Here is a 19926-nt window from a genome sequence, read left to right as displayed (position 1 = left end):
AACGGCGTGCCAGTGCGACGAGATGACGAACGCTCAGGTCTGCGACGCCTCCGGACCCCGTACCTCCAGTCCCACCGCCTGACGGGGGAGCGCCCCGGACCCGGCCCGCCCGCCGCGCCCCGCCGCCAGCTCCACCGCCGCTCCGATCCAGGCCGCACCGAACGCCCAGGTCGCCACCCACTCGCACAGGTACATCGGCCGGACCGCCCAGTCCGCCCCGAACCCGGACAGCCCCGCGACCGCCGCCGCCACCAGGGCGACCAGGATCAGCACCCCCGCCGCCAGGTACGCCGCACCGACCCGGGCCGGTTGCGTCGAGCGCGGATTGCGGAACGAGTACAGGCAGAACAGCGCCAGCATCACGAACAGCAGCGCGGCGAACACCAGATGGAACACTCCGACCGTGCGCTGAAGCCCGGTCGGATCCTGCGGCGCCGTCGGGCACAGCGCCACCCCCAGCGCGAACAGCCCCGCCGCCGTGCTCCACCGGTCGTCCCGCCGGTCGAAGCGGTAGCAGACCAGGAACACCCCCAGCGCGCACAGCGCCCCGACGAAGACGTTGCGCGTCCCCGTGTAGTACGCGGCGCTCATCGACGCGGGCCAGAACCCGTCCGTCGAGCGCCCCGTGACCTCGCTCGCCAGCCAGTTGCCCAGCGGCAGGGCCGGCGGCAGCAGCACGCCGATCGCCCCGACGCCGAAGCGCAGGAAACTGACTGTTCGCTCGTCCTGGACGGTCTGTTCTGGATCGGTCGTTCTCCGAACGCTCCGGTCGTCGCTCACGGACGCCTCCTCGCTGGTCCGCGCGATGGTTGCCGCCAACTGGTGTACCCGCCCAGGAGGTCGCCCCACCACCGAAAAGGGTGGTTTGGCGCGTGTCCGTCGGCGAGCCCTCGCACCGACGCCGGCGACCGTCGGGATCAGGACCGACCGGTGCTCACAACGCGGCCTCCGCGCCGGGTTCGAGGGAGAACTCGGCGTCGTCGGCGTCGTAGTCGTACAGCTCCCCGTAGCGGCCCCAGTCGATGGCGGTCTCCAGCTGCCGCCGGGCGTCCTCGGTGTCGAAGCCCGCGCGCAGCAGGTCCAGGAAGAGGTCCTCGCGCAGCTTGTGGTCCTCGGTGGCGGCCAGCGACTGCACGATGGCGCGCACCAGCGGGGCGTGGCGGGCGGCGTTGCGGGCGAACAGCTGCTTGCTGGTGAGGATGTCGGCGGCGGCGAACTCGCGGCCCGCCGGGGTGATGGCGAAGCGGCCGTCGGTGGTGCGGGCGAGGTTCAGCAGGACGGCGGCGTCGACCAGCGGGAGCAGGTCGTCCACCTCGAAGTTCAGTTCGTCGGCGATCTCGGCGAGGCCCTCCTCGCCGCCCATGGAGAGCAGGATCTCCAGCAGACCGGCCAGTCCGCCGACGGTGGCGGGCGGCAGCGGAGTGGTGATCGGGGTGGCGGCCTGGGGGGCGGCGGGCTCGGCGACGGGCTGCTCCCCGCGGCCGGTGAGGATGCCGTAGACGGTGTCGACGAGGGCCTCGAACTGGGCGGTGCGGCGGTCGCGCGGGCGCGGGAGGTCGACGGTCAGCTCCGAGCGGATCCGGCCGGGGTTGGAGGACAGCACCAGGATCCGGTCGGCCAGCAGCACCGCCTCCTCGATGTTGTGGGTGACGATCAGGATCGACCTGACCGGGGCCTCGTGGCCCTCCCACAGCCCGACCAGTTCGTTGCGCAGGTTCTCGGCGGTCAGCACGTCCAGGGCGGAGAACGGCTCGTCCATGAAGAGCGCGTCCGGCTCGACCACCAGTGCGCGGGCGAAGCCGACCCGTTGGCGCATCCCGCCGGACAGCTCCTTGGGGTAGGCGCCCTCGAAGCCGTCCAGGCCGATCAGGTCGATCGCCCGCAGGGCTCGCTCGCGCCGCTCGTCCTCGCCCACCCCGCGGGCCTGGAGGCTCAGTTCGACGTTCTGCTGGACGGTCAGCCAGGGCAGCAGCGCGAAGGACTGGAACACCATCGCCACCCCCGGGTTGGCGGCCCGCAGCGGCGTGCCGCGGTAGGTGACCGTCCCGGAGGAGGGCGGGATCAGCCCGGCCAGGCAGCGCAGCAGGGTGGACTTGCCGGAGCCGGACTTGCCGAGCAGGGCGACGATCTCGCCCTCGGCCAGGTGCAGGCTGATGTCGTCGAGCACCGGCAGCGCCCGCCCGTCCGGGGTGGTGAAGGTCTTGGTGACGGCGGAGGCTCCGACGATCGCGGTGCGGGTGGCGGCGCTGGTCACGGTCTTCCTCACAGGGCGTAGCGGGTCTCGGAGAGCCGGTAGAGCCGGCGCCACAGCAGCCGGTTGAGCGCGACCACGTACACGCTCATCACGCTCACCCCGACCAGGATCTGCGGGAAGGCGCCGGTGCCGGTGGCCTCGGCGATGTACGAGCCGAGACCGGTGGCGGTGAGGTGGTGCGAGCCGTAGTCCACCACCTCGGCCACGATGGAGGCGTTCCAGGCGCCGCCGGCCGCGGTGATGCCGCCGGTGACGTAGTACGGGAAGATCGCCGGGAGGACGAACGCGCGCCAGCGCAGCCGGCCGCGGACCTGGAAGCCGGTCATCGCCTCGCGCAGGTCGCTGGGGATCGCGGAGGCCCCGGCGACGACGTTGAACAGGATGTACCACTGGGCGCCGAGGGCCATCAGCAGCACCGCGCCGAGGTCCAGGGAGATCCCGAGGGCGACGAACGCGGCGGTGGCGAAGGGGAACAGGAAGTTCGCCGGGAAGCTGGCCAGCACCTGCACCGCCGGCTGGGCGAACCGGGTGACCCTGGGGTTCATGCCGATCCACACCCCGATCGGCACCCACACCGCGGTCGCCGCCACCAGCAGCACCAGTACCCGTGCGAAGGTGACCGCGCCGAGGGCGAAGGCGTGGCCGAACTCGCCGAGGCCGACGGTGGTGTGGACGTAGTCGAAGGCCTTCCAGGCTCCGAAGACCACCACGACGGCGACCGCCCCGGCGAAGAACACGTCCCCGGTGCGCTCCCGGGCGGCGGGGCGGGCGAGCGGGTGCTCGGCCAGGCCGAACACCCGCATGGCGCGGTCCAGCGCCGGCCCGAGCGGCCGCAGCGGCCGGGCGGCCAGCTCCGGGAGGCTGGAGCGGCGCAGCAGGTCGAGGACGACGCTGCGCGGGCGGTCCGCGGACTCCGACTCCTCCACCCGGAACCGTTCGGACCAGGCCGTCATGGGCCGCCAGAACAGCACGTTGACGCCGATCACCATGACGACCATCACGCCGATCGCGATGCCGACCTGGCCCAGGTCCCCGTTGCCGATGGCGGTGGCCGCGTAGGAGCCGATGCCGGGCAGCGCGTAGCGGTGGTTGAGCACGCTGATCGACTCGGAGGCGGCGAGGAAGAACCAGGCCCCGCCGAAGCTCATCATCCCGTTCCAGACCAGCGGGATCATGCCGCTGGGCACGTCCAGGCGCCAGAACCGCTGCCACTTGGTCAGCCGCATCACCCGGGCCGCCTCGTCCAGTTCGCGCGGCTGGCTGACCAGGGAGTAGTAGAACGCGAAGGTCATGTTCCAGGCCATCGAGGTGAAGATGGCGAAGACCGAGGCGCATTCCAGGCCGAGCGTGGAGCCGGGGAAGAGGTTGATGAAGGCGGTGACGGTGATCGACAGGAAGCCCAGGATCGGCACCGACTGGAGGACGTCCAGGATCGGCAGCAGCACCTTCTCCGCCCGCCGCATCCGGGCCGCGGCGCTCGCGTAGACGAAGGTGAACAGCACCGAGGCGAACAGCGCGACGAACATTCGCAGCAGCGAACGCACCGCGTAGAAGGGGAGGTTCGACGGGTCGGTGGAGACGGTGGCGGGGGCCTGGTCGGGCAGGAACGGGGCGTCCAGCGAGGGGGCGAGCCGCAGCAGCCCGTACAGGCCGGCCACCAGCGCGGCGGCGACCAGGACGTCCACCCAGCGCAGTTCGGGGCGGCGCCACACGCTGCGCGAGGGGAAACCGCCGCTGCCGCCGGCCACCCGTACCACCGTCCGTCCACTGCTCGCCTGCGGGCCTGGCCGACGTCCGGGGTCCGGTCACAGGTCGCGGCCGCTGGTTCGGCCGCGCACCAGCCTCGCCGCAGACGGACCGGCCCGCCACCGGAGGGCTGCTCACGGGTGGCGGGCCGGGCGGGCTCAGTGCTCGGCGGCGCCGGCGGTACGGGCGATCAGTGCGTTGAGCAGGGCGGCGCCGCGCTCGGCGTCGTCGACGCTGACCGCGAAGTCCCGCCCGCGCCGGGTGCGGACCACCAGGCAGGCGCCCCGGCGCAGGAACACGACGCTGCCCCCGCGGTGGACCCGGTAGCCCCAGCCGCCGGCCTCGCGGGCGGTCAGCTGCTCGACCCGCGCCGAGACCAGTTCGGCGGGCGCCAGGCGCCGGGCGGGCCAGCCGAACGGGCCGAAGCCGATGTGCAGACCAGCCTCTGTCACCCGGACCCGCACCGAGGAGCAGAGCAGGGCGACCACCGCGCCGAGGCCGAAGAACGTGACCGCCCGCCAGTCGACGGACCCGGTGCGCCCGCTCGCGGCGAGCATCACTCCCGGTACGGAGAGCAGCCCCAGCACCGAGGAGAGTGCCTGCAGCCAGTGGTTGGAGGCCTGGGAGAGCCAGACCAGCCGCTCACCGGCGCCCGGCACCAGCACCGGCGCCCCGATCCGGGTGGCTTGGGCGCCGGCGGTGCCGGTGATGCCGGTGATGCCGGTGATGCCGGTGAAGGCGCTGGTGTCGGCGGGCCGTCGGGTCGCCAGCCAGGCCAGGGCACCCGCAAGACCGGCCGCCACGACGATCAGGACCACCTCGACACCCATCGGCGCGGCGTCCTGCCAGCGGGCGCGGTCCAGGTTGGCGCGCACGATGGAGGCCTGCGCCCCGCTCAGCAGCACCCCGGTGGCGGCCAGCACCGGCCCGGCGAGGCCGCGGGCCCGGCCCGGCCGGAACCGGAGCGCGACGGCGAGGACGGCCGCGACCAGTAGCCAGATGACGGCCGGGAACAGCGCCGCCGTCGTGAGCGGCATCGAACCGTCCGGGCGGCTCCCGCTCCAGTGGGTCGCGACCCGGTCCGGCAGCCGGTCGCGCGCGCTCATCGGCAGCGCGACCAGCAGCGCGGCCACACCGAGCGTCCAGACCACCGCCCCCCACAGTGCTCCGCGGTGCACCGGTCCCTCCGGGACGGGCCCCTTCGCAGGCTCTTCGTCCGTCACGACATCCCCCTGATCAGATCCACGAGATCGTTCCTGCTGTAGCCGGACCGGGCCGCGTCCGCAATCAACTGCCTCACGCGGTCGACCAGTTCGGCACGGGTTCCGGCGTCGGTCGCGACCGTGATGCCACGGCCCCGGCGGAACTCCAGCACCCCCTCGTCGCGCAGGGCGCGCAGCCCGCGCAGCACGGTGTTGGTGTTCACCCCGAGGGCCCGGGAGAGCTCCCGGGCGGGCGGCAGCTTGTCGCCGGGGGCGCACTCGCCCTCCGCGACGGCCCGTCGGATCGCGCCCGCCACCTGCTCGTGCAGGGGGCGGGCGTCGCCAAGGTCCAGCTTCAGCAACATGGTGCTAGTGACGATAGCACCATGCGGTCGTGGTGTCGGGGGTGCGGCCCCGCCGGCTCAGGGGATGAAAAGGCTCTGCGCCCCGGTGACCCGGCTGTCGTCGCCGGCCTGGATCACTTCGAGGACGTCTCCGGTGCAGTCCGCGCCGGAGTGGATCTCCGCCGCCTCGTCCGTGAGGTTGTCGACGATGCTGGCGGCCCCGTCCAGTGCGTAGCACCCGGAGGGGTCCGTCCGGGTCGTGCCGTTGATGGCCAGGTCTCCGGTGGCCGCGGTGGCCGGACCGGTGCTCAGGGCGAGGACGGCGGCCGTCATCAGGGGGACGCCGAGGGCGGCGTTGAGGGTGAATTTCATGCCGCATGCATAACCCGTCCGGGGTGACGCCTCGCCGGGTCAGGGCGGGGGTTCCCCCCGGAGGGCGCCTCGCGGTGGGCCGAATGCTCCCCGGGCCCACCCCTGCTGTCCGTCAGCAATGCCTCGTGGCAGGGAAGTTGCTGCCCCCCGGCCGGGGCGACGGGGATAAGTGCGCGCAGAATGTCCGTATGCGGATGACGAACACGGGTGCGGACCCGATCGAGACTTCGAACAAGGCTGCGAACGCGGCCGCGAACAAGCCGAGGGCGGTGACGGGCGAGGACGTCGGGGCGGTCTCCCGGCTGCTGGCCAGGGCCTTCGAGGACGATCCGATGATGTGCTGGTTCTTCCCGGAGGCCGCCACGCGCCCCGCCGCGCTGGGCGGGTACTTCACCACACTGTTCACCCGGCAGTACCTGCCGTACGGCCTGTGCGAGCGCACCGAGCACGCGGCCGCCTTCTGGGTGGCCCCGGAGGCGCAGGAGAAGGCCGTCCCGGACGAGGGGACGATTCGGGAACTCGCGGAGCTCCTGGGCGACCGGGCCCACTGGTTCCGGCAGTGCGTAGAGGCGGCCGCCGCCAACGCGCCGCAGGAGGCGCACTGGTACCTGGCGGTGCTCGGCGCGGACCCGGTCGCGCAGCGCCGGGGACAGGGCGCCGCCCTGCTGCGCTCGGGGCTGGCCAGGGCGGACGCGGCGGGGCTGCCGGTCCACCTGGAGTCCTCGAAGGCCGAGAACCTCGCCGTCTACCGGCACTTCGGGTTCGAGGTACTGGAGGAGGTGCCGCTGCCGGGCGACGGTCCGACCCTGTGGACGATGCGGCGTGCCCCGCGCGGCTGAGGCCCCGCAACGACCGGTCGTCGCCTGGGACGACCCGGCGCGGGGCCCGGACCACGTCGCGCGACACCGGCGGGGCTGCGTTCCGGCGGCTGACGGCTGTGGGGCCGGGCCGGGCTCAGACCTCCCCGAGCGGGACGTCCGGGTCGGCCAGGGCCTCCGGGTCCACCACCCGCCGGGAGCGCACCAGTTCGCGGATCGGGTCGGTGACGTTCCGGACGTTGACGTTCATCCCCGCGAGCACCCGGCCGTCGGAGAGCCAGAAGGCGATGAACTCGCGGGTGGCCGGGTCGCCGCGGAACACCACCTGGTCGTAGCCGCCCGGCTCGACGTAGCCGACGTACTCCATGCCGAGGTCGTACTGGTCGGGCCAGGAATGGGGAACACCCTCGCGGGACAAGGTCTATCTCGGCGCCGCCCGCTGGTGCCGTCTGCTGGCGCTTGTACTGACCGCAGGACAGGGCGGAAACAACCCGCAGCTCATCCCCGTCCTCGCCGAGGTACGCGTCCGCCTGCCCGTCGGGCGGCCTCCGTACCAAACGCGATCTTCGCGCTTCGCATCGGCGCTGCCTTCGGTCGCATCGTGGAGGTACCGGCGCCGGCCAAGACAAGCGGCTGAGTGCTACGCCGCCACCTCCGCGGTGGCGAAGACGTGCTTGAGCTTGCTGCGAGCGATCACCCGGTCCTCGCCCGACAACGTCGCCCAGAAGCTGTGAGCCGTGACCGTCAGAGAGGCCTGCCGTTCGGCCTCCGCCAGTCTGGCCGACTCCGCCAGCTGCTCCTCGTCCAGCGCGCGCAGCATGGTCGCGGTGCAGCCCGCGAAGCATCGTGCCGTAGCGCTCGGACGCGAGAATGCCTTCGAGGACGACGTGGAAGCCCCGGCGTGCGATGCGGGCCACGCTGCAGATCATCTCGACGCTGGCTCCGTTCTCGACGTCGGGCTCCCCAAGCATGTTGATGCGCGCGGTGTCCTGCGAGATGATCGCCAAGCCTTCACCGGCAAGGGACCGCAGGCGCCAGGCTGTACTCGTTTTCCCCGACGCAGAGTGCCCCGCAGGACGATCAGGGCTGGCCGGCTCACGCCTGAGCTGATGACCGGTTGTTCCATCGCTCCTCCTCCGTCCTGTCCCGCAGGTGCGCGACGAGCCAGGGCACCAGCCGCGGGGCCGCCACGGCCGCCACCTGTTCGGTCGGGTGAAGGAGGCCGAGGGAGCACTGCTCGGCTGTCCAGACGGTCACCCGGGTCAGCGGGGCGGCCGGGTTCACGCCGAGCTCTCCCTTCGGGCCGCAGGTGCTGTTGAAGGGCGCGGTGACGTTCTGGCGGTTCCAGTACGTCCACGCTTCCGCGGCCTTCTCCTGCTCGAAGAGGTGGTAGAGCTGCGGGTACCGGTCCAGGAGACGGACCTCGCGGAACAGGAGCTGGCCGAGCAGCGGGGTGGCCGACGTCCGCAGCTCGTCAGTGGTCGCCGCGGCGAAGGTGAACGTGGAGGCATCGGCGGCTGGTGTGAGGGCGGTGGCCGTGAAGCGGTGAGAAAGGCGGTCGCGAACGAAGCCGGCGGCCGTCTCGGACAGCCCGGGCTCGATGGTGTCGACGAGCTGGAGCAGTCGACGGTGGCCGGGGTGGAAGCGGCCGAGGTCGAAGAGGGTGCCCATGCCGTCGACGGCGGTGAGGGCGAGCTGCTTGTAGAGGTGGTTGTTCATCTCGCCCAGCTCGGCGTAGGACTTCGTCGCGGTGCTGGTGGAGTGGAGCATCAGGTACTCGGCGACGGTCTCGAAGTAGAGGTAGCCGAGGTAGGGGGGCGTCGGCGGGCGTGACCAGGACCATCAGGAGCAGGCCGAGGGTGTCGACGGCCAGGTGGCGCTTGCGGCCGTTGATGTTCTTCGCGCCGTCGTAGCCGCGCGTCTAGCTGTGCACGCTGGCGGCGGCCTTGACCGACTGGGAGTCGATGATCGCCGCGGTCGGCTCGGGGGCGCGGCCTTCCGCGGTGCGGACGGCGGCGCGCATCCGGTTGTGGAGCGCGGTGAGTAGGCCGGTGTCGCGCCAGCGGGTGAAGAAGGCGTGGACCCGTTTGTGGGTGGGAAGTCGGCGGGCAGTGCGGCCCATTTGACGCCGTTGTCGACGAGGTAGCGGATCGCGTCGAGTAGCTGGCGGTGGCAGTAGCCCTCCGGCCGCCCGCCCCGGCCGCCCATCCACGCGGGCACCGGCAGCAGGTCCCGCACCGCCGCCCACTCGGCGTCGGTCATGTCGCTGCCGTAGCGTCGAACACGCTCGCCATGGTCGCCCGCGTTGCCGTACCGGTGCGCGAAGCAGTCACACCTTGGGGGTACCGAGTTGCCGCCGACCGCGGCGACGGCGTACAAAAGCGGCAACAGGGCCTCCTTGTGGTTTTTGGTCTCGACAACCTCCAAGCTGCACAGGGGCCCTGTCTTCATGCGGCGACAACGTCGAGATCACGCAAATCGGGAACACGCGAACACTCGTGCTGATCCCAAGCCTCGTGTGGGGTTTGCGGATCGCTTCTCAGCCGCTGAGGTAGTCGTGAACGACTTCGGCGGGTGCGAGGGTGAGGTCGGTCAGCACGTGGCGGGCGGAGAGGATTTCCAGGACGGGCAGGTCGGCCAGGGGGGCCAGGGCGTGCTGGAAGAGTTGGAGTCGGGCGGGGCCGGTCCAGGCGCCTTTGACGGTGATGTCGGTGATCTGGGTGCGGACGAGTTCGCAGATGCGTGGTCTGCCGTCGTATCCGGGCAGGAGTTTCAGCATGAAGGTCGGGGCGCAGATCTCCTCCCGTGCTTGGTTCGTATTCAGCGTGGCGTGTTTGTAGCCCATGGTGGCGGTGGCCACCCGTAGTGAGCCGTAGTCGAGGGTGCCGACCAGGGTGTCGGAGTCGATGGTGAGTCTCGGGGCGCCGCGCTTCTTGGGGAAGGCGCTGATGTCGCGGCCGCTTGCGATGGCGGGGAGGCTGTCCACGTACATCGCGAGGTTGTACTCGCCGCGCTCGCCTTCGTAGTCGACGGAGAGCACCTGTCCGGCCTCGGTGTAGTCGCCCAGCCCGGTGACATCGGGCATCCGCATGACCTCGAAGCGCACGGTCGGTTCGTCGACACGAAGGGGCTCGGGGACCAGGCGGTCCAGTGTCTGGGGGTCGGATCGGTAGGTGATGGTGAGGTACTCCCGGTCGGTGAAGCGGTAGGGGCCGGGAGGGAAGGCTGGGGCGTCCAGCGGGGTGGTGAGTTGTTGCCGCACGTCTTGGATACGCATGGTCGGACCTGGGTTCTGCGTGGGTGCGAATCGGTGGTGCTGCCCGGCTGTGGGGCGAGTCGGCTGGCGGCTGCGGTGGGCGCGCCACGAGGGCCTGTCGTGGGGGCCGCAGTCAGCGGCCTTCCCAGTGGGGCGGGCGCTTTTCGGCGAAGGCGTGCGCTCCTTCCTGTGCGTCGTGGGAAGCGAGGACCGGTGCGACGAGCTGGTCCTGTTGGCGGAAGGCGTCTTGGTCGCCGTATGCGGTCCGCTCGCTGATCGCGCGTTTGACGGCGGCGATGGACAGCGGGGCGTTGCGCGCGATGTGGTGGGCCAGTTCCAGGGCCTTGTCCAGTGCCTCGCCGGGCGGGGTGAGGTGGTTGACGAGGCCGAGCTGTTCGGCTCGTACGGCGGACAGAGGGTCGCCGGTGAGGAGGATTTCCAGGGCGATGTTGCGGGGGATGCGTTCGGGCAGGCGCACGATGCCCCCTTCGGGGGGGACGAGGCCGAAGGTGACCTCGGTGAGGCCGAAGGTTGCGTTCTGGGCGGCCACGATCAGGTCGCAGGCGAGTGCCATCTCGGTGCCGCCGCCCAGGGCCCAGCCCTCGACAGCCGCGATGAGCGGGGTGTGGGGCTGGGAGCGGGTCAGTCCCGCGAAGCCCCGCCCGGGTATGACGGGAGTGTCTCCGGCTGCGTACGCCTTGAGGTCCATCCCCGCGCTGAAGGTGCCGCCGGCGCCGGTGAGCACGCCGACCACCAGGTCGCCGCGGGCGTCCAGTCGGTCGAACGCGTCGGCCAGCGCCCGCGCGGTGGCGCCATCGACGGCATTGCGCACCTTCGGCCGGTCGATGGTGATCACGAGGACGCCGTCGTGTTCTTCTGCACGCACCGTGGAGGCGTCGGAGGTGGGTGTGGTGGTCATGGTCGTGGTTCCTTGTCTTCCTCGTGCGGGATGGGACGTTGACCGCTGAAGGCGAAGGGCTCCTCGTCCGCGGTGCCGAGGTGCTCGTCGCGTGGTGTCGGGTGCAGCCAGTCTCGGTTCACTGCTAGCGCGGGATCGCTTCGGCGGTCCGCAGGGTTTCGATGTCGTTGGCGTCGAAACCGAGTTCTGTGAGGACCGCTTCGGTGTGTTCACCCAGGTCTGGGGCCGGGCGTGGGGGGACCTTCTGCTCCTGGTCCAGGTGTACGGGGCTGTTGACGGTCAAGTGCGGTTCGCTGCTGCCGTCGTCGATCGGCACGAGGACCCGGTTGGCCAGGAGCTGGGGGTCGTGGGCGCACTCCTCGAGTGTCTGGACAACTCCGTAGGTGAGGCCGACGGCGTCGAGTGCCTCGCGCCATTCGGCCAGGGGACGGGTGGCGAACGTCTTGTCCAGCAGGTCGACGATCACGGCGGCGTGCGCGTGGCGGCTGGTGGTGTCGTGGAAGCGGACGTCCTCCGCGGCCTCGGGGTGGCCGATGGCCTTGAGGAAGAGGGGGACTTGCTTGTCTTCGTTGGCGAAGGCGAGCAGGATCCAGCGGTCGTCCGCAGTGCGGTACGTGTTGGCCATGGCGTTGGGCGGGTCGCTGCGGTCGACGGGGCGGGGGTTCTTCGCGCCGAGCAGGACGGCCTGCAGCCACATGCCGGCCGCCCAGGCGCCCTCGGCGATCAGGGACGCGGTGACCCGTGCGCCCTGGCCGGTCTTCTCGCGCCGGTACAGGGCGGTCATGATTCCGGCGAACAGACTGATCGCGGTGGGGTGGTCGCCGGAGCCGAACGCGTTCATGGTCGGGGGTGCGCCGCGTTGGCGGGTGAGGTCCATCAGGCCGCTGCGTGCCCAGAATGCGGTGACGTCAAAGCCGGGCAGGTGTGCATCGGGGCCTTGCTCGCCGAAGCCGGTGACGTCGGCGTAGATCAGCCGGGGATTGAGGGAGGCCAGATCGTCGTATTCCAGGCCGAGCTTGGCCCGGGTGTGGGGCGGGAAGTTGGTGACCAGGACGTCGGCCCACCGCACCAGCCGCTCGAGTACGGGCCGGGCGCCGGGCGATTTCAGGTTGAGCTCGATGCTGCGCTTGTTGCGGTTGTCCAGTTGCCAGGGGTAGTTGACCCCTTCGACGTGGGGGTTGGGGGGGACTCGGCTGAGGGCACGGTAGCTGTCGCCGGTGTGCGGTGGTTCGACCTTGATGACGTCGGCACCGAAGTCACCGAGCACTGTGGCTGCGGCCGGTCCGGCGATGAAGCTGGCGAGATCGACGACGTGCAGTCCCTCCAGCAAGGGCGTGTTCTCCATGGCTGGTTCCTCTTCCGCCGGGTGTCCCGGCTGGGTGTCGCGGCCACCTCCGTCTCGTCTGCGGCGCTGCCTGGTGCGGGCCGCCGATGGAGGTGGACGGCAGGGGGACGAGTGCGGCGAAACCGGTACTGACGTGACCGGTCCGGCGTCCGAGAGCTCGGCGCTGTGTGGCGAGGGGTGCGCGGCGCACGGGTGCTAGTGGCCGGGGGGCGCGGGCACGAAGGCGTTGAGTCCGGTGATGTCGCGGCCGACGATCAGTGCCTGCACCGTGTCGGTGCCCTCGTAGGTGTCGATGGCCTCGATGTCGCACAGATGCCGGGCCACGTGGTAGTCGAGCAGGATGCCGTTGCCGCCGAGCATGTCCCGGGCGTCGGCGAGGATGGCCCGCGCGCGTTCCGTGTAGTGCATCTTGGCCAGCGCGACCCGCGGCATCGAGAACTTGCCCTCGTCCATCAGCTGGCTGAGCCGGTACTGCATGCACACCATGTCGGTGATGTCCGCCAGCATCCGCGCCAGCCTGTACTGGATGAGCTGGAAGGCGGCAAGCGGCATGCCGAACTGGTGCCGCTGCTTCGCGTAGGCCAGGGCCGTCTCGTAGCCGGCGATCGCGGCGCCGACGGACTCCCAGGCCACACAGAATCGCGAGGCCAGCAGGACCTTCTCGGTGTCGCGGAAGGTGTGGCCCTCGGCCAGCCGGTTCTCGGCGGGTACCCGGACGTCCTTCAGGGAGATCTGCGCGTTCTGCACGCACCGCAGAGCCGTCTTGCCCGTGATCGCCTGGGCATCGAACCCCGGCGTGCCCTTCTCCACCACATAACCTCCGACGTGCCCGTCCTCCCCACGGGCCCAGATGATCACGTAGTCGGCGAACGTGGCGTTGCCGATCCACCGCTTGTGGCCGTTGAGCACATAGGAGTCACCGTCCCGGCGCGCCGTCGTCTCCAGCTTGACCACGTCCGTACCGTGCGCGGGCTCGGTCAGGCCGAAGGCGCCGATCTTCTCCAGGCGCGCCATCGACGGCAGGAAACGTTGCTTCTGCTCCTCCGACCCCAGCAGCGCGATCGATGTCATGGCCAGCGCCGAGTGCACACCGGTGAAGGTCGAGATGCTCAGGTCACCGCGGGCAAGCTCGAGGATCACCACACCGGCCGTCACATTGCTCATCCCCGGACACCCGTAGCCCAGGATCTGGAACCCCGAGATACCCAGCTGCGCCAACTTGGGGACCAGTTCGTGGGGGAACTCCGCACGCTCCCAGTAGGGGTTGATGATCGGGATGACTTCCTGGTCCATGAAGTCACGCACCCGGCGGCGCAGTGCCTGCTGCTCGTCCGTCAGCAGCTCGTTCAGCAGGTAGTAATCCGTCTGCTCGGGACCACCCAGTACGGGCGGCTCCACCACCGGCTTCCCGTCCGTGCCCCGGGCAGCAGCAGTGGTGGTGCCTTGCGCCGTATCGGCGGCATTCTGCCGCGTCGTGTTCATTTCTCGACGCTCCTTCCTTGCTGGACCTGGATCCGAATCCCTTCCCCATGAGCACGACGCTAGGGACGATCCGGAGGGAAGCCATCGGACGCAGAACACGAGGTTTCCGAAGGAATTTGTGCCCACGGCCCAATACACTCGTGGTGACCACCCGGGCACGGAAAAGCGTGGGGAAGGGGGAGGCCTCACTGCCCTGCGCAGTTCCGCTCTGGCGCACGCCTGCGCCGAGAAGAACTGCTTAGGTCCGGCCCGGGAGCGCCGGATGGCGGCTGTCCGCATCACCGCTGTAGGGTGATGGCATGGCCGGGGGCAGCGCCGTTGCCACGAAGCACCTGTCGGTTGTGGCGACGAACGTGGCGACGCACATCTCGGAAGTCAGCCGAGATGTGTGGGAGCTTCTGATTGCCGAAATTCCGCAGCTAAGAGGCGACCAGATAATCCTCAACATTCTGAAATCGAGTGTCGAGGAAAACATCGCCACAATGCTGCATCTCTTTGAGAACGACATGTCGCTGGAGAATGTCGAGGGACCTGCGTCGGCACTGGATTATGCACGACGACTGGCGCAGCGCAATGTTCCCATCAGTGCACTCATCAGGGCCTACCGGATCGGGCACTGCCGTTTCCTGCAGTGGTGCCTTGACGAGCTCCACCGCCAATGCGCCGATGAGGACGTCTTCGCTGCGACCACCCGGCGCATGCTGGAGGCGAGCTTCGGCTACATCGACCGTGTCAGCGAACGAGTCATCGAGGTCTACCAGCTCGAACGGGACCGTTGGCTGCTGAACCAGACCACCGTACGCGCCGGACGCGTACGAGAGATCCTCGCCGAAAAGCAGGTGGACGCCGACTGGGCGGAATCAGCCCTCGGCTACCGGCTGCGTCAACATCACGTCGGGATGGTGCTCTGGCTGCCCGAGCGGACTCATGGCGGTGAAGCACTCGACCGGCTCGACCGGCTCACAAGCGGGATCGCCGAAGAACTCAGGTGTTGTACGAAGCCGCTGTTCGTCGCCCGGGACGAGACCTTGTCCTGGTCCTGGCTGCCCTTCGGCTCGCGCAGCGAGGTCTCATGGGATCTGCTGTCGGGTACGGTCGAGGACGGCGACCGTACTGCTCGGGCGGCCGTGGGGGACGTGGAACCTGGTGTCGAAGGTTTCCGTCGCACGCATCGCCAGGCGCTGCGTGCGCAGGAGCTGGCCATGGTCGCGAGTCCGGGCGCTCGCGTCACGGCATACGCTCACGTCGGTCCCGTCGCATTGATGTGTACGGACATCGACGACATGCGTGCCTGGGTATGGAGCGTTCTCGGCCACTTGGCGATCGACGACGAGCACTGTGCGCGACTCCGGGAGACCTTGCAGATCTTCCTTGCCACCGGTTGCAGCCACACCGCCACCGCCAGCCGCCAAATTCTGCACAAGAACACCGTCCAGTACCGCATCCGGAAAGCGGAGGAAGCCATGGGGCGGCCGGTCCACGAACGCCGCGCCGACCTGGAGGTCGCTCTGCTCGCCTGTCAGCACCTCGGCTCCTCCCTCCTTCGTGCGAGCCCTTCGTAAAGGAGTACGACGACCCGCAGGGCATAGCAGCAGCCCGTGCCGGCGATGCGCAGGCCCTGTCGACGGTCACCACAATTCCCCGGCGACGGTGGCACCTTCTCCGCCCGGGTGCCCGAGGCGAGCGGGTCTGCGTGCGGGTGCCAAGGACAGGAAGATCGACGTCTCGCCCCAGGGCCGTTCGGTCTCCGGGTGAGGGCCGACCTGCCACGACAGTGGACCGTAGCGGGCGCACGATGGAAAGGCGTCCACCAGCATCGGAGGCGACCATGGACTACGGAATCAGCGTCTGGCTCGATCTCCCGTTCGCCGACGCGGTCCAACGCGTGCGCGCCGCATTGACCGAGGAGGGATTCGGCATCCTGACCGAGATCGACATAGGGGCGACGCTGAAGGCCAAGCTCGGCGAGGAGATCGAGGACTACCTGATCCTCGGTGCCTGTAACCCCCAGCTCGCGTACCGCGCTCTGGGCGTCGACCGTCGGATCGGCCTGTTGCTGCCGTGCAACGTGGTGGTGCGATCCGCCGCCGGCGGGACCGTGGTGGAGGCCATGGACCCCGAGCTCATGGTGCAGATCAGTGACCAGACCGCGCTGACGCCCGTCACGGACGAGGCGGCGGCCCGCCTTCGTAGCGCGCTCGACGCCCTGCACGAGTGATTCCGCTGACAGCCTCACCTTGGATGGCCCGAGGAACGACGTGATGAGCACAGCGCGCAGCTCCTCTCCGGCGCGCCGTCACAGGTGGAAGTTCAAGAACACCACCGGCTCGGTCGCTCGGCCAGATCGACCCATCCCAGTGAAGTCCCCTCATCGCTTGCCCGGCTCGGCCGGCGGGACGATTTCCCGCTTGAGGATCTTGCCGGTGGCCCCTTTCGGCAGCGTATCCACGATCCATACCTTCCGCGGATACTTGTACGCGGCGACCTGGCGCTTGACGTAATCACGCAGTTCCTCGGCCGTGGTGGTGGCGCCCGGCCTGAGGACGACCGCCGCGCCGACCTCCTCACCGAGATCAGGATTGGGCAGGCCGATGACTGCGGCATCGGCTACTGCCGGATGCTCGTACAGCACGTTCTCGATCTCCCGCGGGTACACGTTGTACCCGCCTCGAATGATCACATCCTTCTCCCGGCCGATGATCCAGAAGTACCCGTCCTGGTCGACCCGGCCGAGGTCGCCGGTGTGGAACCAGCCGCCCCGCATCGCGGCGGCGGTGGCCTCGGGGCGCCGCCAGTACCCCTTCATCACGTTGTGCCCGCGGATCACGATCTCGCCGGTTTCGCCGAGGGACACCTCATCGCCGCTGTTGTCGACCACCCGCATCTGGACGCTTTGGATCGGGGTGCCGATCGAGCCGGGCTTGCGTGGGGCATCCAGGTGGCTGAACGAGGCGACCGGCGAGGTCTCCGACAGCCCGTACCCTTCGAGCACGACACAGGCGAACGCGGCCTCGAAGGCGCGCAGCACCTGGACCGGCATCGCCGCGCCGCCGCAGATGGCCAGACGTAGCCGGGAGACGTCGTAGGCATCCCGGTCCGGCGGCTGCAACAGCCTGCTGAAGATGGTCGGCACCCCGGCGAAGACCGTCACTCCGTGCACGGCGAGGATCCGCAGCGCCTGCCCGGCGTCGAAGCGCGGCAGCAGCGTCAGGCACGCACCGGAGGCGACGACGGCGTTGAGCGTGCAGGTCTGCCCGAACGCGTGGAACAGTGGCAGCCCACCGAACATCACGTCGTCGGCGGTGAGCTCAAGCACTTCGGTGGCCACGATTTCGCAGTTGCGGGTGAGATTGGCGTGGGTCAGTTCGGCACCCTTCGGCTGACCGGTCGTCCCCGACGTGTAGAGGATCACCGCGGTGTCGTCCTCGTGCCGGTCGAGCACGTCCTCGGCGGGTGGGCCGGACGCGAGCAGCTCGTCGAATCCGCCGGGATCGACGACGATCGCGTCGGCCTCGGCCTGCTGCGCGCCGGTTCGCGCCTCGTCGGCGACGGCCCGCCCGGCGAACAACAGCCGGGCACCTGAGTCGCCGAGGTAATAGGCAACTTCCCGGGACTTGAGCAGGGGGTTCATCGGAACGACGACGCCGCCGACCCGGAGCACACCGAAGTAGGCGATGGCGAACTCCGGGGTGTTGGGCAGCATGATCGCGACTCGGTCGCCGGGTTTCACACCGCGGTCGTGGAGCAGCCCGGCCATGTGGGCGCTGTCCTGGTCGAGCGTGCGATACGAGACGGTGTCGTCCCCCAAACGCAGCGCGGCGCGATCCGTGTAAGTGCGGGCGCTGCGTGCAAGGTTCGACGCGAGATTCATGGCAGATCCACCCTTGGAGCATATTGGCCTTCGCCAGCCACGCGGCCTCAGGCGCCTGCCGTGGGGGACTCGCCGAGGGCCTTCAACACAGCGATCTGAGCGCGGTCGCGCTCGGCGGCGAGGGCGTCGACCGAGCGGTCTCCGAAGGCTTCCTGAGCCTGACGGACAAGCAGTTCGACGGTACGCGCGTCGAGTGAGGCGCTGCCCAGCCGCTGCCAGAGGCCTTCCAGAGCGGGGCCCAGATGCTGGAGGAACTGGGGCAGTCCGCCGGAACCCCCTCCGAGGTGGAAGGTTCGGAACGGGCCGCCCACCGCCCATCGCAGACCGATGGAGGAGGTGACGATCTCGTCCAGCTCACTCTCGGTGACGACCCCCTCGACGACCAGGTGCACGCACTCACGGAAGAGCGCCGCTTGAAGGCGGTTGGCGACGAACCCGGGCACCTCCTTGCGGAGCACCTGCGGCTTCTTGCCCATGGCGGTATAGAAGTCGCGTGCGCGCTGGACGGTCTCGGCAGATGTCCGCTCGCCTGGCACGACCTCCACCAGAGGCAGAAGGTGCGGGGGGTTGAATGGATGGCCGACCACCAGCCGCTCGGGGTGGCGCATGGCCTGGGCGATGTCAGTGGCCGGGATACCGGAGGTGGATGTCGCGAGCAGGCAGTGGTCGGGAGCAGACTGCTCGATGGTCGTCCAGATCTGCTGCTTGAGGTCAAGCCGCTCGGGACCGTTCTCCTGGACGACGTCGGCGTCGGCGACGGCCGCGGCCAGTTCGGCCTCGAAGCGCAGCCTGTCGGTGAGGCCGGCGGTAGGCAGGCCCAGGCCTTCTAAGGTGGGGAGAATCTCCTCCAGACCGACGCGGACCCGCTCCTCAGCGTCGGGGACGGGGTCGTTGACGGTGACCTCCAGGCCCCGGGCGAGGAACAGCCCGGCCCAGGATGTCCCGATGACACCGGATCCGACGACTGTCACACGACGGTACGGGCTGAGAGGCTCGGAGCTCACTGACACTGTGATGATCCTTCCCGTGGAGCCGGTGCATGCGGCCGGGGCGCGCATCGACCTGTTGCCCCCTCGTGCAGCCGTACGACCTGCCGCGTGACCACTCGTGCGAGGCCTTCGCGATCGGCGGCCCGGGCCGGACTCGCGTGCCTCCGTTCCAGGGTGCGGCGCTTGCCCACCCGGTGCATCTCGGGGCCGCCGGCGGGCCGTTTGCCACGGGATGCGTTTCTTCTTGAACGGTGCTGCTGTCGGCGTGTCCGTCGGGGCGGTCCTCTCGTTGCGGTAACTGGTCGATCGGCTGGCGTGGAGAGACGGCCTGGGTGGGCTGCGAAGAGGCCCTTCTTCTTCTGCTGCTGCCGCGGGAGCGTGAGGCGGCGTGCCGCGGGGAAGCGGAGCGGCTGCGCGGGGAGGCCGAGCAGATTGCGGAGATGTTGCGAGTGTGAGGAGGAGTTGGCCCGGCTGGCCACGGCGTGTCAGGTGGTCGGCGGACTGCCAGCGGTGCACGCTCCGGCCGTATCCGCCCGGTCTCGGGTCCCCGCCCCGCGTGTCGAGTCCGTCGGCGGGCTGGCACAAGCGGGGGACGCAGCCGCGGAGTTCACCGAGCGGGTGCTCGCGGTGCTCGCGGTGCTCGCAGGCCATGCGGGCCCGGTGCGGTGCCGTCGGGTGTTGGAGGGACTGGGACTGGAGGGGGACGGCACGCAATGTCGAGCGGGTGCGCCATCGCTTGAAGAAGGCCGCTGCCGCTGGTCGGGTGGTACAGACGCCCGGGGGCCTGTTCACCCTGGCGCGTGCACCGCTCACGGCGGGCGGGTGAAGCGGCATATGGAGAAGGTCTTTTCCTTGTTGGTCGGGTTGAACCGCCTGATGTGGACGGGCACGTAATTCCCCAGGGCAAACGTCACGCAATTCCCCAGATGTCCGGTGGGGACAGTGGCCGATGGGCGCTCAGGCCGACCGGCGTGCTCGGATCGGCGCGGCTTCATGGTCTTCATCGCGGTGGCGGAAAAGGCCAGGACCGGTGGCATTCGCCATGGGGCCGGCCCGCACGATGGCTGGCAGGAGGCCCCCGTCCGAGCTGGCTGGATGCCGCATCACCAGAGGGCTGCTTGACCAACGCCTATGGGGGAGCGGCGTTCGCGAGGGTGTTGGCGAAGGAGTAGAGCGCCAGGTCTCTCATCCAAATGAGTTTCTTGATTGCAATCGCTGCCATACGCTCCGTATCCTGCTGGGAACGCGTTGATGGAGACGAGTAGCCAGGGATCACGCGAGCAGAGAGAGCCGCCGGAAGCTGGGAAGGCGGTCTCGCGCCCCGAGGT

General features: G+C 69.8%; 17 protein-coding genes and 3 pseudogenes. 3 read left to right on the top strand and 17 right to left on the bottom strand.

Going from position 1 to position 19926, the window contains the following annotated elements:
- Positions 1–33: 33 nt before the first annotated feature.
- From BOQ63_RS09430 to BOQ63_RS09405, 6 genes are all read right to left on the bottom strand, one after another.
- Positions 34–780, bottom strand: a complete 747-nt coding sequence (locus tag BOQ63_RS09430; protein WP_072654047.1) for a hypothetical protein — start codon at positions 778–780, stop codon at positions 34–36.
- Between the two features lie 154 nt (positions 781–934).
- A complete protein-coding gene (locus BOQ63_RS09425) occupies positions 935–2254 on the bottom strand; it encodes an ABC transporter ATP-binding protein (protein WP_030554229.1) in 1320 nt (439 codons plus the stop codon).
- A gap of 8 nt (positions 2255–2262) precedes the next feature.
- Positions 2263–4002: an ABC transporter permease gene (locus BOQ63_RS09420; RefSeq protein ID WP_030289733.1), complete on the bottom strand. Its 1740-nt coding sequence runs from the start codon at positions 4000–4002 to the stop codon at positions 2263–2265.
- Between the two features lie 156 nt (positions 4003–4158).
- The gene (locus BOQ63_RS09415; RefSeq protein ID WP_072654046.1) at positions 4159–5178 is read right to left on the bottom strand and encodes an SdpI family protein; all 1020 of its coding nucleotides are present in this window, start codon (positions 5176–5178) and stop codon (positions 4159–4161) included.
- Positions 5179–5219: 41 nt separating this feature from the next.
- Positions 5220–5567 carry a GntR family transcriptional regulator gene (locus BOQ63_RS09410; RefSeq protein WP_030289731.1) on the bottom strand — a complete coding sequence of 116 codons (348 nt, stop codon included), beginning with the start codon at positions 5565–5567 and terminating at the stop codon, positions 5220–5222.
- Between the two features lie 57 nt (positions 5568–5624).
- Positions 5625–5918: a hypothetical protein gene (locus BOQ63_RS09405; protein WP_030289730.1), complete on the bottom strand. Its 294-nt coding sequence runs from the start codon at positions 5916–5918 to the stop codon at positions 5625–5627.
- A 194-nt stretch (positions 5919–6112) separates the two neighbouring features.
- On the opposite strand from BOQ63_RS09405, the gene BOQ63_RS09400 reads away from it, so the two are divergent.
- A complete protein-coding gene (locus BOQ63_RS09400) occupies positions 6113–6757 on the top strand; it encodes a GNAT family N-acetyltransferase (RefSeq protein WP_046386246.1) in 645 nt (214 codons plus the stop codon).
- 115 nt (positions 6758–6872) lie between these two features.
- On the opposite strand, the pseudogene BOQ63_RS09395 reads toward BOQ63_RS09400, so the two are convergent.
- The 9 genes and pseudogenes from BOQ63_RS09395 to BOQ63_RS09355 form a co-directional block, all read right to left on the bottom strand.
- Positions 6873–7139, bottom strand: a pseudogene (locus BOQ63_RS09395) (oxidoreductase C-terminal domain-containing protein); the annotation flags it as partial.
- A 237-nt stretch (positions 7140–7376) separates the two neighbouring features.
- A pseudogene (locus tag BOQ63_RS09390) lies at positions 7377–7571 on the bottom strand (DUF8825 domain-containing protein); the annotation flags it as partial.
- Between the two features lie 260 nt (positions 7572–7831).
- The gene (locus BOQ63_RS09385; protein ID WP_107488480.1) at positions 7832–8506 is read right to left on the bottom strand and encodes a hypothetical protein; all 675 of its coding nucleotides are present in this window, start codon (positions 8504–8506) and stop codon (positions 7832–7834) included.
- Positions 8507–8657: 151 nt separating this feature from the next.
- Positions 8658–8858 carry a hypothetical protein gene (locus tag BOQ63_RS09380; protein WP_167395696.1) on the bottom strand — a complete coding sequence of 67 codons (201 nt, stop codon included), beginning with the start codon at positions 8856–8858 and terminating at the stop codon, positions 8658–8660.
- A gap of 23 nt (positions 8859–8881) precedes the next feature.
- Positions 8882–8944, bottom strand: a pseudogene (locus BOQ63_RS09375) (transposase); the annotation flags it as partial.
- A 331-nt stretch (positions 8945–9275) separates the two neighbouring features.
- Positions 9276–10013: an acetoacetate decarboxylase gene (locus tag BOQ63_RS09370; protein ID WP_072654042.1), complete on the bottom strand. Its 738-nt coding sequence runs from the start codon at positions 10011–10013 to the stop codon at positions 9276–9278.
- Positions 10014–10125: 112 nt separating this feature from the next.
- A complete protein-coding gene (locus BOQ63_RS09365; protein WP_072654041.1) occupies positions 10126–10911 on the bottom strand; it encodes a crotonase/enoyl-CoA hydratase family protein in 786 nt (261 codons plus the stop codon).
- Between the two features lie 124 nt (positions 10912–11035).
- Entirely contained in the window at positions 11036–12256 is a 1221-nt protein-coding gene (locus BOQ63_RS09360; RefSeq protein ID WP_072654040.1) for a CaiB/BaiF CoA transferase family protein, read from the bottom strand.
- A gap of 195 nt (positions 12257–12451) precedes the next feature.
- Entirely contained in the window at positions 12452–13738 is a 1287-nt protein-coding gene (locus BOQ63_RS09355) for an acyl-CoA dehydrogenase family protein (protein WP_079183537.1), read from the bottom strand.
- A 299-nt stretch (positions 13739–14037) separates the two neighbouring features.
- On the opposite strand from BOQ63_RS09355, the gene BOQ63_RS09350 reads away from it, so the two are divergent.
- Both BOQ63_RS09350 and BOQ63_RS09345 read left to right on the top strand, forming a co-directional pair.
- The gene (locus tag BOQ63_RS09350) at positions 14038–15300 is read left to right on the top strand and encodes a PucR family transcriptional regulator (protein WP_072654039.1); all 1263 of its coding nucleotides are present in this window, start codon (positions 14038–14040) and stop codon (positions 15298–15300) included.
- A 266-nt stretch (positions 15301–15566) separates the two neighbouring features.
- Positions 15567–15956, top strand: coding sequence for a DUF302 domain-containing protein (locus BOQ63_RS09345; protein WP_072654038.1), 390 nt, complete (start codon positions 15567–15569; stop codon positions 15954–15956).
- 150 nt (positions 15957–16106) lie between these two features.
- Here the strand turns inward: BOQ63_RS09345 and BOQ63_RS09340 are convergent, their stop codons facing one another.
- Positions 16107–17609 (bottom strand): long-chain-fatty-acid--CoA ligase, encoded by a 1503-nt coding sequence (locus BOQ63_RS09340; RefSeq protein ID WP_072654037.1) that lies wholly within the window; start codon positions 17607–17609, stop codon positions 16107–16109.
- Between the two features lie 47 nt (positions 17610–17656).
- Positions 17657–18580: a 3-hydroxyacyl-CoA dehydrogenase NAD-binding domain-containing protein gene (locus tag BOQ63_RS09335; RefSeq protein ID WP_454131374.1), complete on the bottom strand. Its 924-nt coding sequence runs from the start codon at positions 18578–18580 to the stop codon at positions 17657–17659.
- Positions 18581–19926: the final 1346 nt, after the last annotated feature.

The organism is Streptomyces viridifaciens (assembly GCF_001888885.2).
Lineage (GTDB): Bacteria > Actinomycetota > Actinomycetes > Streptomycetales > Streptomycetaceae > Kitasatospora > Kitasatospora aureofaciens.
Note: the sequence above shows the minus strand (reverse complement) of the source record. Positions and strands in the feature narration are given on the sequence as shown.